Origin of the sequence: Glycomyces lechevalierae, assembly GCF_027622945.1 — a bacterium.
Taxonomy (GTDB): domain Bacteria; phylum Actinomycetota; class Actinomycetes; order Mycobacteriales; family Micromonosporaceae; genus Glycomyces; species Glycomyces rutgersensis.
The window spans coordinates 240,451-256,549 of record NZ_JAPZVQ010000003.1; the positions used below are offsets into that span (position 1 = coordinate 240,451).

The window sequence follows — 16,099 nt, forward strand, 5'->3', positions numbered from 1 at the left end:
CCCCCCACCCCCCCCCCCCCCCCCCCCCCCCGCGGGGCCCCCCCCCCCCCCCCCCCCCCCCCCCCCCCCCCCCGCCGGCGAGCGGCCGGGCCGAGCACGACGCCCGGCCCGCCGCTCTTCCGGTCACTCGCCCGAAGGCGGGTTCAGGACGATGCCGCCGGCCACCGGCGTCCCGAAGTTCGGGGTGCCGTCGGCGTTGAACGTGAACGGCTGCACCCGGGTCTCGCGGTTCGAGCCGCAGCCCTGGCCGCTCTGCGGATTGCCGTGGTAGACGATCCAGTTCTGAGTCCCGTCGGGCGAGGTGAAGAACCCGTTGTGCCCCGGCCCGAACACGCCGTTCCCCTGCGACAGCACCGGGTTCGGGCTCTTGTCCCAAGAGGACGCCGAGAGCACCGCGCCGCCGTCGTACGTCAGCAGGCCGAGCTTGTAGGCGTCGGTCGTGCACGACGAGGCCGAGAAGACGATGTAGGTCTTCCCGTCGTGCTGGAGCACGACCGGGGCCTCGTTCACGTTGGCGCCCACGGTCTCCCACGAGAGCGACGGCGTCGCGATGGTCACCTGCGAGCCGGTCACGGTCCACGGGTTCGACATCAGCGAGATCCGGATCGACTGGTTCGCGCCGACCCACTCCGACCACAGCAGGTACAGGGAACCGTTGAGCTCCAGATAGGACCCGTCGATGTTCCACTGGTTCGGCAGCGGTGTGCCCATGAACTCGTACGGCCCCATCGGGGTCGAGCTGGTCGAGCGCAGCACGTGGAGGCGCTGGCCGTCGAAGTTCGTCTGGGAGTTCCCGGAGGTGTACATGAGGTACCAGACGCCGCCGATGCGGTGGAACTCCGGCGCCCAGTGCGAGCAGCAGCGGCTCGCGTTGCCGGAGTCGTTCCACACCACCGAGTCCGTCGCGGTCTTGAGCCCGGCCAGGGTGGTCGCCCGGCGCATGATCACCGTGGAGTCCCAGGTGGTCGTGGACATGTAGTAGTAGCCGTCCCAGTACTCGATCCAGGGGTCGGCGCCGTTGGAGCGGATCGGGTTGGCCACACCGGTGTTCGCGGCCTCGCTGAGGAACCACTTCTGCGCGTTGAGCCCGTTGTAGGTGTACTGCGAGACGCGGGCGCCCGCGGTGGTGGACCACTCCCACAGGTCGAGCGCCTTGCCCGAGAAGCGGTTGATGAAGCTGAAGGAGCCGTCGCCGTGCTCGGTCACGGACCACTGCTGGTTGGTGAAGCCCTGGTCGGTCGCCTGCGCGATCGTCGCGCCGTCGGCGGCGTCCCAGCCCCACACGTCGAGCACCATGTTCGTGTGCCGGACCTGGATCTTGTAGTAGCCGCTCCCGGCGTCGACGAACCGGAACTGCTGGTTCGTGCCGGCGTTGCGGCCCCACTGGACGAGACCGGCGCCGGCGGCGGTGGAGGACCCCTCGATGTCGAGGGCGAGGTGGGAATGGGCGCTGGTGATGGTGAACCAGACGCCGGTCGTGACGGCGCCTTGGGCGGGCGCGGGGGTCGCGGCGACCAGGCCGAGGGCGGCCAGGGCGGCGGCCACCGCGAGGGCCAGCAGCGAGCGGCCTCTTTGCGGTATGGCTGTGGACATCATCGTCTCCGGATGCGTGAGAGGGTCGGCGGATGCCGAGGTATCGGTTGATCGAAATGTGCGGATAAGATGTCGCCGGGTCCGCCCCGAACGCGGGGCGATCTGGCGGGAGCGGTCCGGCAGGACCGGTTTGCATCGTTGTAGAATTTCGGCGGAACGAGGAGGTGCGATGGCGGCGACCTTGCGCGATGTCGCGAAACTGGCGGGCGTCTCATTCAAGACCGTCTCGAACGTCATCAACGACTACCCGCATGTCCGCGCCGCGACCAGGGAGAAGGTCGAGCGCGCGATCGCCGAGCTCGGCTACAAGCCGAACCTGAACGCCCGCAGCCTGCGCTCCGGCCGCACCGACACCATCGCACTCGCCGTCCCCGAGCTCAACCTGAGCTACTTCGCCGAGCTCGCCGGGATGGTCATCGCCGCCGCCGAGGAGTCCGGCCTGACGGTGGTCGTCGAGCAGACCGGCGGCGACCGCGACCGCGAGCTCGCGCTCCTGCGCAGTCCCCGCCTGAGCATGACCGACGGCCTCATCCTCAGCCCGCTCGGCATGGGCCAGGAGGACGCCGACGCGCTCGACGTCCTGTTCCCCCTGGTGCTCTTGGGCGAGCGGACCTTCGACTGGCCGTGCGACCACGTGACGATGCGGAACACCGAGGCCGCGCGCGCGGCCACCGAGTACCTGCTGGCCTCGGGCCGCCGCCGGATCGCCGTCATCGGCGAGTACGAGGGCGAGGTCATGGGCTCGGCCCGGCTCCGCCTGCGCGGCTACCGCGAGGCCCTGGCTGCGCACGACGTGCCGTACGACGCCTCGCTCGTGGTCCGCGCGACCCTGTGGCACCGCGCCGACGGCGCCCGCGCGATGCACGAGCTGCTCGACCGCGACGTGCCGTTCGACGCGGTCTTCGGCTTCAACGACACCATGGCGCTCGGCGCGATGCGGGTGCTCCAGGAGGCCGGCCGCCGCGTCCCCGAGGACGTGGCCGTGATCGGCTTCGACGACCTCGACGAGGCCGCCTACTCGATCCCCTCGCTCACCACAGTGGACCCGGGCCGGGAGTGGCTGGCGCGCACGGCACTCGAGACCTTGCTCGCGCGCATCGCCGAGGAGGGGCCGAAGCAGCCGCCGCAGACCGAGCTGGCGGACTTCACGATCGTCGAACGCGAGTCGGCCCCCAGGAACTGAGCGCCGGACGCCTCGGAGGAGCGACCGGTCCGAGTCCGGCGTCGCACGCGGCCGATCCTCGCTCCGTGCAATCCGAAGGCGCGGCCTGCCTGCAGGTTCTGTGAGCCTGCGCCGCAACACGTCCGGGCCGACCGGAAGCGGCGGGCACTCGACCCGCCGCCCCCGGAGGCCGTCTATTGGATGCCCTCTTTCACGAGCCGCCACTGCTGGCAGGTCGCGCCGTTGGCGGTCCACTGCTGCGCCACCGCGCCGTCGGCGGTCGAGCAGCCGTTGATCTCGAGCAGCTTGCCGCTGTTGGCGTTCGCGAACGTCCACCAGCCGCCGCTGGTCGCGGCGTTCCACGACTGCGTCGAGCTGCCCGTCGGGCCCCACTGCACCGCGTCCACCCCGTCGGCGGTCTGCCCGGACGGGATCTCGAGGAGCTTGCCGCTGTTGCGGTTGGTCAGCTGCACCGTGGCGCCGCCGCTGACGGCCCACCGCTGCGTGGCGTTGTTCGTGTCGCCCCACTGGCCGACGGCCGCGCCGTCGGTCGTCAACGCGCTCAGCACTTCCAGGTACTTGCCGCTGTTGCGGTTGGCGAGCTGGAAGACCGGCGCGAGAGCTGAGCTCGAGTACAGGTGGATCGCGTCGAGCTCGGCGAAGTTGGTGCCCTTGGTGAACCGGATCGTGTTGGTCCCGGCGTTCAGGGTCACGGTCTTCTGCGCCCACGCGTACCGGCCCCAGTCCACCGTGGCGGGGTAGCTGATCGACGAGCCGGAGCCGCCGTTCACGCTCACCGAATGCGTCGCGGTCGAGCCGAAGCCGTTGTCGTAGCGCACGTTCATCGTGTAGGTCCCGGCGGTCGGCACGTTCACGGTGAACTGGACGTAGCTGCCGGCGTTGTTGATGTTGCCGACCTTCGAACCGTTGGCGGCCTGCACATGCGTCACCGTGGAGACGTCGTTCAGGGTCGCGTTCTCGGCCTCGTACTGCTGGGCGTCGAGCGGAATCGAGCCGACCCGGATGTCGTTCAGGTCGGTGGTCGTGTTCTCGACGTTCACGGCCTGGTACAGGGTGCGGCCGTCGGCGCTGTAGTCGATGCCCTGCGCGAAGCCGCTGAAGCTCCCGCCCTGGGTGTCACTGGCGTCGTAGGTGACCGCCATCGGCAGCCGCTCCCACGGGCCGTCGCCGAGGTTGTAGTTGACGTAGAAGTTCTGGCCGCCGTCGATGTTCCCGCTGCCGTCGAGCGACCACTTGGACGCCACCACGACCATCCCCTTGGGACCGCCGGTCGGCACCCACTTGACGTACGGCGAGGAGCCGATGCCGCGCCCGTTCGCGAGCTTGATCTGCGTGCCGATGCTGTTGGTCGTGCCCCAGTTCAGGCCGTCCGCCGAGATCTTGTAGTAGACCGGCGCGGTGTTCTGGGACTGGCTCGGCCGGTTGACGACCTCGAACGTGGCCATGTAGCGCCCGTCGGGCAGCTTGGTCACGGTGATCATGCCGGGCCGGTCGCTCTGGTTGGTCGGCGCCGAGACGTTGACCAGGGAGCCCCAGGTCTTGCCGCCGTCGGTCGAACGGCGGTAGGAGACGGCCTGGAGCACGCCGTTCGCCTTCTGGCGCTCGTCCGAGAAGTACGCGGCGAGGCCGCCGTTCCCGTCGATCGCGAGCGAGGGCTCCCACACCGTCGTCGTGGTCGAGGACGGCGACGGGTCGTAGACGGCCGGGCCGCCGGAGTCGATGGTGCTCAGGTAGCTCCAGCTCGTACCCTGGTTCGTGCTCTTGTACACGACGAGGCGGCTGGACGAGCGGTCCTCGGGCATGACCATGCCCGCCAACAGGATCGTGCCCGCGGTCAAGTCGCCCGTGGTCTGCGTGACCTCGTACAGGAACGGCTGCGCGGTGCGGGTGAGCGCCGGGAAGGTCGCGCTCGGGTTCACCTCGGCGACCTTGGTCCAGCTCGCGCCGTCGTTGGTCGAGCGGTAGATCGGGTAGACCTGCACGCCGTTCTGCAGCACGAGCTGGTCGAACGTGACGAGCTGCGTGCCGTTCGCGCCGCCGGAGTTCTTGAGCACGATGATCTTGGCGTAGGTGGTCCCGGCGGGCGTGCCGCCTTCGGGGTTGAACGAGCTGCCGGCGGCGGGGGAGTAGACCAGCGCGCCGTTGCCGGTGGTCACGGCCGCGGCGGGCGCGGGCGCCCAGCCGATCGCGACGGCCGCGACGGTGAGGAGGAACGCGGCGACCGCGAGGATCGCGCCGCCCCGTCTGAAGGCGAGGAGTTGAGGGCTTCGCATGCGACTTCCAATCTTTACAACGTTGTATCATGCGTGCGGGACATCGTAAGACCATCAATGCCCGCAGGTCAAGCCCCTGCTCTCGGATCTGATCACGGATCGGAAACGAAGTGGAAACGAACCGTGGGTCCCGTTGACAGTCGACGACGGGCGTGCGTACGATTCCCGTAATTACAACGTTGTACAAGATGGTTCCCCAGTACAGGGCCCCCTCGACGTTGTACCTAACCAAAAGACAGCGCAGTCGCGTTGGGAGGGAACTGAACATGAAACGCAAGACGGTCCTCATCGGCGGCGCCGGGAGCGCCGCGCTGGCGCTCCTCGGCTCCGGCTGCTCGGGCGGCGGCGAGACCGGCGGCCCCGCGACGCTGACGTTCTGGCACGGCTACACCGAGGCCGACGGCGACGTGCTCCAGGGCATCGTCGACGACTTCAACGCCTCGCAGTCCGACATCACGATCAACACCGAGGTCAAGACCTGGGCCAGCATCGACGACACCCTGCTGACGGCCCTGTCCGCCGGCGAGGGCCCCGACATCGTCGCCATGCCCGCCGAGCGCCTGCCCGTCTACGCGGACAAGGGCGCGTTCGCCGAACTCGACGACTTCTACAACGACGAGTCCTCCAACACCGCGAACCTCCTCCCCGGCGCGGTCGCCATGGTCGAGATCGAGAGCCGCAAGTACGCCGTGCCCACCGGCTTCGTGCCGCTGGCCGTCTACTACAACACCGCGCTGTTCGAGGCCGCCGGCGTCACCGCGTTCCCGGCCACGTGGGACGAATGGGTCGCCACCGCCAAGCAGCTCACCGTGGACGAGGACGGGGACGGCACGCCCGAGCAGTACGGCGTCGTCCTGCCCGACCACGCCACCGTCGCCAATGGACTCTGGCCGTCCCTGTTCTACGGCAACGGCGGCGACATCGTCTCCGAAGTCGTGGACGCCGTGATCGACTCGCCCGAGAACGCCGCGACCCTCGAGTTCTGGCGCTCGGCCATTGTGGATGACAAGATCTCGCCCACCGGCGTCGACGGCGTGGGCGCCGACGAGCTCTTCAGCGCAGGCAAGGCCGCCATGACCATCGGCGGCCCCTGGATGGCCTCGATCGCCACCGAGAACAACATCGAGTACGCGATCGCCCCGATCCCGGCCGGCCCGGTCGCCCAGGCCGCCTCCGCCATCGGCGTCGCCATGGCCGTCACCGTCGACGCGGACGACAACGCCCGCGCCGCCGCCGAGAAGTTCTTCGCGTTCTTCCTCAACGACGACAACGCCGCCGCCTGGTCGCTCGGCTCCGGCTGGCCGCCCCTGCGCAGCGACGTGCCCGCCGAAGCCGTCAACTCCAACCCGGTCGTCGCCTCCCTCACCGAGATCGCCGACCTCGGGCGCCCGCTCCTGCCGGGCGTCGTCAACAGCGTCGACGTGCTCGCCGCCATCGACGAACTGACCCAGCGCGCCGTCGCCGGCGAGGACATCGCCGGGCTCCTCGCCGAAGCGCAGGAGACCGTCCAGGGCGCACTCGACTAACCGCCGCGGCCCGAGACCGGACCGCGAACGGCGGGGACGCCGCCCCTCGGCGTCCCCGCCGCCCCAAGGGGAGTGAAGGAGACCATGACCACCGCACCACCGACGGGCCGCCGCTACCGCCCGCCCGCACCGCTGGGCGGCCGGCGCCGCGCCGACGGCCCCGCGGGCCGAGGCCTCAAAGCCGCCGCGTTCCTCGCCCCGGCCCTGCTCATCCTGGGCGCGTTCACGATCTGGCCGATGCTCTCGGCCCTCAGGCTGTCCTTCACGGACGCCAGCGGCTTCGGCGAACCCGAGTTCATCGGCCTCGAGAACTACGTCCAGGTCTTCACCGACCCGGACATCCTCAACGCCGTCACCAACACCGCGCTGTACACGGTGCTGTTCACGCCGATCGCGGTCGCCGCCGCGCTCGCGCTGGCGCTGCTGCTCAACAACCCGCGCCTGCCGTTCCGCGGCTTCTTCCGCACGGCGCTGTTCGTGCCGTTCGTCGTCTCGTTCTCCGTGGCGGCCTTCGCCTGGAGCTACCTCGTCGACCCGCAGGTGGGCCTGCTCAACTACTGGCTGCGCGGGCTCGGCATCCAGCTCGGCAACGTCCTGGAGGACCCGCACCTGGCGATGCCGATGGTCGTGCTCGTGGCCGTCTGGAAGCTCTTCGGGTTCTACTTCGTGATCTTCCTGGCCGGGCTGCAGGACATCCCGACCTCGATCTACGAGGCCGCCCGCATGGACGGCGCGGGCGCGTGGTCGCGCCTGCGCAACGTCACACTCCCCTTGCTGTCCAACACGATGGCGTTCGTCCTCATCTTCGCGATGATCGCCGCGCTCCAGGCCTTCGACCAGATCTACGTGATGACCGGCGGCGGCCCCTACGGCAGCACCCAGACCCTCGTCATGGAGATCTACGAATCCGGGTTCCGCAAGCTCGACATCGGCTTCGCCTCGGCACTGTCCTATGTGCTGCTCGCTGCGACCCTGCTGCTGAGCCTCGTGCAGTTCGTGTTCTTCGGCCGCAAAGAAAAGGACCTGGCATGAGGACGCGACTCCGGGAACTCCGGCCCTCGACCGTGCTCGCGACGATCGCGTTCATCGTGGTCACCGCCATCGTGCTGCTGCCGATCGCGATCATCGTGCTCACCGCGTTCAAGCCCGCGGCCGAGGTCAACGCCTACCCGCCGAGCCTCCTGCCGGACGCGTGGACGCTCGACAACCTCAAGACGGTGACCTCCGAGCTGCCGTTCGCGCGGCTCGTCGGCAACAGCTTCGTCTTCGCCGGCGGGGTCACGATCTTCGCGCTCCTCTTCGACTCGCTCGCGGCTTACGCCTTGGCGCGCTTGGACTTCACCGGGCGTCGGGTGCTGCTCGTCGTCATCATCGCGACCCTGATGATCCCGTTCCAGGCCACGCTCATCCCGCTCTACCAGCTCGTGGCCGACCTCGGCTGGGTGAACACGTACACCGGGCTCATCGCGCCGCGCGCCGCGGACGCCTTCGGGATCTTCTTCCTGCGCCAGTTCTTCCTCGCGCTCCCGCGCGACATCGACCAGGCCGCGCGCATCGACGGCGCGGGGGAGTTCCGGATCTTCTGGTCCGTCCTGCTCCCCAACGCCGTTCCCGCCCTGCTCACCTTGGGGCTCTTCACCTTCGTCAACAACTGGAACGACCTGCTGTGGCCGCTGGTGTTCACCACCGACACCGAGATGGGCACCATCACCTCCGGCCTGACCCAGCTCACCGGGCCCAGCGGCATCGTGCCCCACGGCGTGATGATGGCCGGCTCGCTCATCGCGATCCTGCCGCTCGTCATCGCGTTCCTCTTCATCCAGCGGCGCTTCATCGAGAACATCGCAACGACAGGACTCAAATGACCGGCTCTCCCAACTGGCACCGCGACGGCGGATTCCACTTCGCCGTCGGTGTCGAGGACACCTTCGTGCCCCAGGCCGGACCGGGTGAGCGGCCGATCGACGAGTACGAGCTCACCGAGCACTACCAGCGGTGGCACGCCGACCTCGGCCTCGCCGTCGAGGCCGGCGCGGAGCTGGTGCGCTGGGGCGTGCCGTGGCACCGGATCCAGCCCGAACCCGGCCGCTGGGACTGGGAGTGGCTCGACCGGGTCATGGACCGCTACGCCGAGCTGAACCTGCGGCCCATTGTGGACCTCATGCACTACGGCACTCCACTGTGGCTCGACAGGCAGTTCGCCCACCCGGACTACCCGAAGCTCGTCGCGGAGTACTCGGCTCGTGTGGCCGAACGCTACGCGCACCTCGGCGTCACCGACTACACGCCGGTGAACGAGCCGATGATCCACGCCCTGTTCTCCGGCGAGTACGCCTACTGGCCCCCGTACCTCTCTGGGCCCCAAGGGCTCAGCACCATGGTCGGCCAGCTCGCCCGCGGCTTCGTGCTCGCCCAGCGCGCCATGCGCGACGTGCTCGGCGACCGCGCCGTGTTCGTCCACGTCGACGCCGGCATGCGCTACGTCGGCGACACCGACGCCCCCGAACACCGCGAGCACGCGGCCCGGCTCAAAGAACAGGTCTTCCTCGTCGAAGACCTCGTCACCGGCCGCGTCGGCACCGACCATCCACTTGAGAAGCACCTGCGCGCCAACGGATGGGACGACGCCGACTTCGCTTGGTTCGCCGAAGCGCCCGTGCTGCCCGACGTCATGGGCGTCAACTACTACCCGCGCCACTCGACCGAGGTCTTCGAAGCCGGCGTCTTCCACGGCGGCGGCTTCCGCGACCCGCGTCCGACCCGTGACGACGGCGTCACCGGCATGAACGAGCTCCTCCGCGAGGCCCACGCCCGGTACGGGGCGCCGGTCATGCTCACCGAGACGTGCGTGACCGGCTCGGTCAAGGAGCGCATCGACTGGCTCGACGAATCCGTGGCCGCCCTGCACGACCTCCGCGCCTCCGGCGTCGACGTCGTCGGATACACGTGGTGGCCCCTGTTCGACATGTACGAATGGACTTACCGCCACTCCGAGCAGCCGCGCGAGGCGCACCGACTCACCATGGGGCTGTGGCGACTCGAGGAGACCGCGAACGGCCTTGAACGGGTCCGGACCGACATCGTCGAGCGCTTCCGCCGCCACGCGGGCGGGGCGTGACCGGACCCGGTCCGCCGCCACGGGGGCGGCAGACCGCACACCGGAGTGTGTCCACTTCCTGACACGCCCCTTGCGAGGGCCGCTCGCGATGACGTAGCGTAGCGGCCGTAAACGAATAAACCCACGGGAGTCCGATGCATCGGGCTGAGAGGGGACTGGGTAGTCCCGACCGTCGAACCTGATCCAGATCATGCTGGCGCAGGGAGAAGGAGCTATGCGCGCTACTCGTCTACCCCGACTTCACGTCATCACCGACACCCGCGGCCTTGAGACGCAACCCGATCCGCTTGCCGTCATCGAGTCGGCGCTGATCGCCGGGGCGCGGCTCGTCCAGGTCCGGCCCGAGGACCACTACACCGACCGCGAGGCCTTCGACCTCGCGACCGCGATCGCCGCCCTCTGCGACCAGTACGGCGCGGCGTGCCTGGTCAACGACCGCGTGCACCTCGCGCTGGCGGTCGGCGCCGACGGCGTCCACCTCGGCGCGGACGACCTCCCGATCGATGCCGCGCAGCGCATCCTCCCGGCCGCATCGGTCATCGGCGGCACCGCCCGCGACCCGGAATCGGCGCGTGCCGCGCGACGGGCGGGGGCGACCTACCTCGGCGTCGGTCCGGTCTGGGGGACCACGACGAAAGCCGGTCTGCCGCAACCGATCGGGCTGGAAGGCCTGGCCGCGGTGTGCGAGGCCGTCGACCTCCCGGTCATCGCCATCGGCGGCATCACCGCTGAGCGCGCGGCGCTGTGCCGCGAGGCGGGGGCCCACGGCGTGGCGGTGGTCGGAGCGATCTCCACAGCCGCGGACCCGCGTGAAGCGACGGCCGAACTCCTTGAAGCCGTCGGCGAGAGCCCGAACCCGGTGGCGGGCATAGGGCGCGGCGGACGTCGAATCGGCGGCGACGCCGGTCGGCGATCCGGGACGGCCGTCGGCCGCGGAAGCGGCGAACGCGCGAGGTCCCGCGAAGGCGCCGTCGCGACCGGGGTCGTCGAACTCATTGCGCCGCAAACTGCAGCAGATCGCTCGATCGCCTCGTCGGACCAAGCGGGAACGTCGGCCGCGCCGCCCGATGTGCACCTCCTCCGAGGGACGGGCGAAGCCTGATGCGCATCGCCATCGTCGGTGCCGGATCGATCGGACTCGCCATCGCGTGGCGGACCGCTCAGGCCGGCGCCGAGGTCGTCGTGCACGACCCGGATCCGGGCTCGGGCGCCTCGCGCGTTGCCGCAGGGATGATCGCGCCCGTCACCGAGTCCCACTACGGCGAGGAAGCCCTCGGCCCGTTCATGGCCGCGTCGGCCGACGCCTGGCCTGACTTCGCCCGCGAACTCGAAGCGGCCTCCGGGCTCGACGTCGGGTTCCGCGATGTGCCGACGCTGGTGGTCGGTGTCGAGGACGGCGACCGCGCCGAGATCGACCGGCAGGCCGAGCTGTATCGGTTCACCGCGAGGAACGTCGAGCCCTTGACGGCGCGTGCCGCGCGCAAGGTCGAGCCGCTGCTGAGCCATCGAGTGCGCGGTGGCGTCCTCGCACCCGAGGACCGCGCCGTCGATCCACGAGTAGTACATGACGCACTACTGATCGCGGCCCAGCGTGCCGGGGTCGAGTTCCGTGCGGAGCGGGTTGAGGACCTCTCGGCCCTCGACGCTGATCAGGTGGTCATCGCGGCCGGATGCGGATCGGAGAGGTTCGTCGGCGAGCCCGGCGAGCCCGGCGAGCCCGGCGAGGTCATCGCGTCGCATGGCGGTGTCACCGGCGGGGCGACGGAACTCGGCGCCCTGGGTGAAGCGGGTTCGGGTGCAGGCAACACGGAAGCGTGCGTGGATCTCGCAGGAGCGCGCCGCGAGGACGCCTCCGCAGAGGCCTTGCGATGGCAGCTTCCGGTCCGACCTGTTCGCGGCGCAGTGCTGCGGCTGCGAGCCGTCGGCGACCAGCCGGTTCCTCGGACCACCGTGCGCGGCTTCGTGAAAGGCCACCCGATCTACATCGTGACTCGCGAGAGCGGCGAGATCGTCGTGGGCGCGTCGAGCGATGAGCGGGGATTCGATCGACGCACGGGCACCGCAGGTGCCGTGCACGACCTGCTGCGCCGGGCGATCGAGCTCGTGCCGGAGATCGCCGAGTACCACCTCGACGAGGTCAGCGTCGGCTTCCGCCCCGGAACCCCCGACAACCTGCCGCTCATCGGCCGCCTCGACGCCCGGACCGTGGCCGCGACAGGCCACTACCGCAACGGCATCGCCCTCATCCCCGCCACCGCTGCCGCCGTTGCCGCCTTGCTCGCAGGGAAGGACGACGCGGTCCCGGCAGCCTTCGATCCGCTGCGTTTCGGATCGCCGAGGGAACAGCGCCAACGGCCGCTTGAAGGCCGCGACCAGCGCGCCGAAGTGCCGTTCGCGGGCAGCGGCCAGCGCTCTGAGGCTCCGTTTTCAGGTGCCCCCGAATCAAGGGTGGCCGAGGGGTCCGACAGCACCGGGGTTCACGGACCCGCCCAAGGGTCCGAAGTGGCCGATCGCACATCCGCTCAGGAGGCTGACTCATGAACATCGAGGTCAATGGCGAAGCGCGCGAAGGCATCGCCACCATCACCGACGCCGTCGCGGCCGTCACCACCGCCCGCCGCGGGATCGCCGTGGCGCTCAACGGGGAGGTCGTGCCGCGTTCCGAATGGGACCGGCCTCTCGCCGACGGCGACGCCGTCGAAGTACTCACCGCGACCCAAGGAGGCTAGCCATGGACCAGCGCACCACCACCCGCACCGACGCCGACCTGAAGATCGCCGACAAGACCTTCACCTCGCGCCTCATCCTCGGCACCGGCGGCGCCGCGAACCACGCGCAGCTCGCCGAGGCGATCACCGCGTCCGGGACCGAACTCGTCACCGTCGCGCTCCGACGCGTCGACCCCGGAGCCTCCGGGTCCATTCTGGACGTCATCGAGCGCTGCGGCGTCGAACTCCTCCCCAACACCGCCGGGTGCTTCACCGCGGAACAGGCCGTGCGCACCGCCAAGCTCGCCCGCGAAGCCTTCGGCACCGACTGGATCAAGCTCGAGGTCATCGGCGACGAGGACACGCTCCTGCCCGACCCCGTCGAACTCCTCGACGCCGCCGAAACCCTGGTCGCCGACGGTTTCACCGTCCTGCCCTACACGAGTGACGACCCCGTGCTCGCCCGCCGCCTCGAGGACGCCGGATGCGCGGCCGTCATGCCGCTCGCCGCGCCGATCGGCACCGGGCTCGGCGTCCGCAACCCGCACAACCTGGCCCTGATCTGCGAGCACGCGAACGTGCCGGTCATCTGCGACGCCGGCATCGGCACCGCCTCCGACGCCGCGCTGGCCATGGAACTCGGCTGTTCGGCCGTCCTCCTCGCCACCGCCGTCACCCGCGCCGCCGACCCCGCGCTCATGGCCGCCGCCATGCGCGACGCCGTGAACGCCGGCCGCGCCGCGCGCCTCGCCGGTCGGATTCCCAAGCGGCACTTGGCCAACGCCTCGTCGAGCTTCGACGGGATGGCCGACCTGTGAACCGCGTCCACCGGCAGCCGCCCGTCGCGCTGACGATCGCGGGCTCGGACTCGGGCGGCGGCGCCGGCATTCAAGCCGACCTGCACACGTTCGCCGCGCACCACGTGCACGGCACCAGCGTCATCACCGCGATCACCGCCCAGAACACGCGCGGCGTCACGGCCGCCGAAGCGGTCTCGGTGGATCTGGTTCGCGCCCAACTCGACGCGGTCCTCGGCGACTTCTCCGTCGCGGCGGTCAAGACCGGGATGCTCGGCGGCGGTGCGCTGCTCGAGCTCGTCGCGAAGTACGGGGAGGACGAGCGGCTGCCGAACCTCGTCGTCGATCCGGTCATGGTCACCACCACCGGCGACTCGCTGTTCGCGGGCGACCCGGCCGCGTACCTCGCGCGGCTCGGCCCGCTCGCGACCATCTTGACGCCCAACCTGATCGAGGCGCGCCAGCTCCTCGGCCGCGAGATCGAGACGGTGGATGACATGCGCGAGGCCGCCCGCGCCCTGGCTACCTACGGGCCGCGGGCGGTGCTGGTCAAGGGCGGACACCGGGAAGAGGGCGCGGCCGAGCGCAACGCAGAGGCGGCGGGCGTTTCGGGGACCGCGATCGACGTGCTGTGGTGCGACGGCCAGATGCTCGACCTCGCCGCGCCGCGCGTCGCGACCCGCAACGACCACGGCACCGGCTGCACGCTCGCGGCGGCGATCGCGGCCCGGCTCGCGCTGGAGCATCCACTGCCGCAAGCGGTCGCGGGAGCGAAGGCGTACGTCACCGAGGCGCTGAAAGCCGCGGCCGAATGGCGGCTCGGCCTCGGACCGGGACCGGTCCATCACCACCACGGAAGAAAGAGCGCAGCGCTGTGAGCAGCCTGCGTACGTGGACGCGTGGCCGCCGGGCGGGGGAGTGCGCAGTCGGTGCAGTTGGCGGCGAGGCGGATGCCGTCGCGCGCGGAAGCGCGGCCGGATCGGTGCCGGTCTTTCGGTGGCGCCGCAGCGGCCGCCACCAAGCCGGGCCCCGCACCGGCGAGGCGGGTCGCGAGATGCCGGTGAACCGCCCGTTTTCGGGGACGCCGAAGGCGCTTATCGCCGTGCGCCGGGCCCCGGCTTGAACCCTGACACAGGGGTCTGACATTTCCGTGCCGCCGTTTCGAACAGCGCGCATGAGCCGAGCGATCGAATTTTTCGGATCGAACAACTGCAAGGAGACAGCATGAACGCCAGAAGCAAGGTCTACGCCCAGGGCTCGCGGCCCGACATCCAGGTGCCGTTCACCCAGGTCGAGCTGAGCGGCGGCGAGGCGCCGATCCGGCTCTACGACACCTCCGGGCCCGGGTCCGACCCCGAGGTCGGCCTCCCGAAGCTGCGCGAGGCGTGGATCGCCGAGCGCGCGGGCGCCGCCGCGAGCACGATCGTCCATGAAGGCGCCGAACTCGAGTGCCCGACCCAGCTCCACTACGCCAAGCAGGGCATCGTCACCCCCGAGATGGAGTTCGTGGCCGTCCGGGAAGGCCTCGAGGCCGAGTTCGTGCGCGCCGAGATCGCCGCCGGCCGGGCGATCCTGCCCGCGAACGTCAACCACCCCGAGACCGAGCCGATGATCATCGGCAAGAACTTCCTCACCAAGATCAACGCGAACATCGGCACCTCGGCCGTCTCCGACTCAGTCGCCGCCGAGGTCGAGAAGCTCACGTGGGCCACCAAGTGGGGCGCGGACACCGTGATGGACCTCTCCACCGGCAAGCACATCCACGAGACCCGCGAGCACATCATGCGGAACTCCCCGGTCCCCATCGGCACCGTCCCGCTCTACCAGGCGCTCGAGAAGGTCAACGGCGACCCGGTGAAGCTCAACTGGGAGGTATACCGCGACACCATCATCGAGCAGGCCGAGCAGGGCGTCGACTACATGACCGTGCACGCCGGGGTCCTCCTGCGCTACGTCCCGCTCGCCGCCCGCCGCGTCACCGGGATCGTCTCGCGCGGCGGCTCGATCATGGCCGCCTGGTGCCTCGCCCACCACGAGGAGAACTTCCTCTACACGCACTACCGCGAGCTGTGCGAGATCTTCGCCAAGTACGACATCGCGTTCTCCCTCGGCGACGGCCTGCGCCCCGGCTCCATCGCCGACGCCAACGACGACGCCCAGTTCGCCGAGCTCCGCACCCTCGGTGAGCTCACCCACATCGCATGGGAGTACGACGTCCAGGTCATGTGCGAAGGCCCCGGCCACGTCCCGATGCACAAGATCAAGGAGAACGTCGACCTCCAGCAGGAGCTCTGCGGCGAGGCCCCGTTCTACACGCTCGGCCCGCTCACCACCGACGTCGCCCCCGCCTACGACCACATCACCTCCGCGATCGGCGCGGCCATGATCGGCTGGTTCGGCACCGCGATGCTCTGCTACGTCACCCCCAAGGAGCACCTCGGCCTGCCCAACCGCGAGGACGTCAAAGAGGGCGTGATCGCCTACAAGATCGCCGCCCACGCCGCCGACCTCGCCAAAGGCCACCCGAAAGCCCAGGAATGGGACGACGCGCTCTCCAAGGCCCGCTTCGAGTTCCGCTGGCAGGACCAGTTCAACCTCGCCCTCGACCCCGACCGGGCCCGCGAGTACCACGACGAGACCCTCCCCGCCGAGCCCGCCAAGACCGCGCACTTCTGCTCCATGTGCGGCCCCAAGTTCTGCTCCATGAAGATCAGCAGCAGCATCAAAGAACAATTCGGCCCCGACAGTGAAGTGACCAGCGCGGATGAGGTCACGGCCGGCATGCTCGCCAAGTCCGCCGAGTTCGCCGCACAGGGCAACCGGCTGTACCTGCCGATGGTGGACTGATCCGCTGCGACCGTCGGCGGCCCCGGCATCGGGGACGCCGACGGCCGCTCCGTC

General features: G+C 70.0%; 12 protein-coding genes, 1 pseudogene and 1 riboswitch. Of the genes and pseudogenes, 11 read left to right on the forward strand and 2 right to left on the reverse strand.

Annotated features, from left to right (window positions below; genetic code table 11):
- Positions 1-123 precede the first annotated feature (123 nt).
- Positions 124-1,593 carry a family 43 glycosylhydrolase gene (locus O2L01_RS07455; RefSeq protein WP_270121284.1) on the reverse strand — a complete coding sequence of 490 codons (1,470 nt, stop codon included), beginning with the start codon at positions 1,591-1,593 and terminating at the stop codon, positions 124-126.
- Positions 1,594-1,762: 169 nt separating this feature from the next.
- Between O2L01_RS07455 and O2L01_RS07460 the strand changes: the two genes are divergently transcribed.
- Complete coding sequence (locus O2L01_RS07460) at positions 1,763-2,776, forward strand: LacI family DNA-binding transcriptional regulator (RefSeq protein ID WP_270121285.1); 1,014 nt, start codon at positions 1,763-1,765, stop codon at positions 2,774-2,776.
- Between the two features lie 173 nt (positions 2,777-2,949).
- Here O2L01_RS07460 and O2L01_RS07465 read toward each other — a convergent pair whose 3' ends face one another.
- Positions 2,950-5,049 carry an RICIN domain-containing protein gene (locus tag O2L01_RS07465; RefSeq protein ID WP_270121286.1) on the reverse strand — a complete coding sequence of 700 codons (2,100 nt, stop codon included), beginning with the start codon at positions 5,047-5,049 and terminating at the stop codon, positions 2,950-2,952.
- Positions 5,050-5,315: 266 nt separating this feature from the next.
- Between O2L01_RS07465 and O2L01_RS07470 the strand changes: the two genes are divergently transcribed.
- The 10 genes and pseudogenes from O2L01_RS07470 to thiC all read left to right on the forward strand — a co-directional run bounded on the left by O2L01_RS07470 (position 5,316) and on the right by thiC (position 16,045).
- On the forward strand, positions 5,316-6,575 hold the full coding sequence (locus O2L01_RS07470) for an ABC transporter substrate-binding protein (protein ID WP_270121287.1): 1,260 nt from the start codon (positions 5,316-5,318) through the stop codon (positions 6,573-6,575).
- Between the two features lie 84 nt (positions 6,576-6,659).
- Complete coding sequence (locus tag O2L01_RS07475) at positions 6,660-7,607, forward strand: carbohydrate ABC transporter permease (RefSeq protein ID WP_270121288.1); 948 nt, start codon at positions 6,660-6,662, stop codon at positions 7,605-7,607.
- Positions 7,604-8,440, forward strand: coding sequence for a carbohydrate ABC transporter permease (locus tag O2L01_RS07480; protein WP_270121289.1), 837 nt, complete (start codon positions 7,604-7,606; stop codon positions 8,438-8,440). Before O2L01_RS07475 ends, O2L01_RS07480 begins: the two co-directional genes overlap by 4 nt.
- Positions 8,437-9,693 carry a family 1 glycosylhydrolase gene (locus tag O2L01_RS07485; RefSeq protein WP_270121290.1) on the forward strand — a complete coding sequence of 419 codons (1,257 nt, stop codon included), beginning with the start codon at positions 8,437-8,439 and terminating at the stop codon, positions 9,691-9,693. Before O2L01_RS07480 ends, O2L01_RS07485 begins: the two co-directional genes overlap by 4 nt.
- Before the next feature lie 115 nt (positions 9,694-9,808).
- Positions 9,809-9,915: riboswitch (TPP riboswitch) on the forward strand.
- A pseudogene (thiE, locus tag O2L01_RS07490) lies at positions 9,908-10,534 on the forward strand (thiamine phosphate synthase); the annotation flags it as partial. It overlaps the preceding riboswitch by 8 nt.
- Before the next feature lie 260 nt (positions 10,535-10,794).
- Positions 10,795-12,234 (forward strand): FAD-dependent oxidoreductase, encoded by a 1,440-nt coding sequence (locus O2L01_RS07495; RefSeq protein WP_270121292.1) that lies wholly within the window; start codon positions 10,795-10,797, stop codon positions 12,232-12,234.
- Complete coding sequence (gene thiS / locus O2L01_RS07500) at positions 12,231-12,422, forward strand: sulfur carrier protein ThiS (RefSeq protein ID WP_270121293.1); 192 nt, start codon at positions 12,231-12,233, stop codon at positions 12,420-12,422. The genes O2L01_RS07495 and thiS overlap by 4 nt, the downstream gene beginning before the upstream one ends.
- Positions 12,423-12,424: 2 nt before the next feature.
- On the forward strand, positions 12,425-13,219 hold the full coding sequence (locus O2L01_RS07505) for a thiazole synthase (protein WP_270121294.1): 795 nt from the start codon (positions 12,425-12,427) through the stop codon (positions 13,217-13,219).
- Entirely contained in the window at positions 13,216-14,076 is an 861-nt protein-coding gene (gene thiD / locus O2L01_RS07510; RefSeq protein WP_270121295.1) for a bifunctional hydroxymethylpyrimidine kinase/phosphomethylpyrimidine kinase, read from the forward strand. Before O2L01_RS07505 ends, thiD begins: the two co-directional genes overlap by 4 nt.
- Before the next feature lie 346 nt (positions 14,077-14,422).
- Complete coding sequence (thiC, locus tag O2L01_RS07515; RefSeq protein ID WP_270121296.1) at positions 14,423-16,045, forward strand: phosphomethylpyrimidine synthase ThiC; 1,623 nt, start codon at positions 14,423-14,425, stop codon at positions 16,043-16,045.
- The last annotated feature ends 54 nt before the right edge of the window (positions 16,046-16,099 follow it).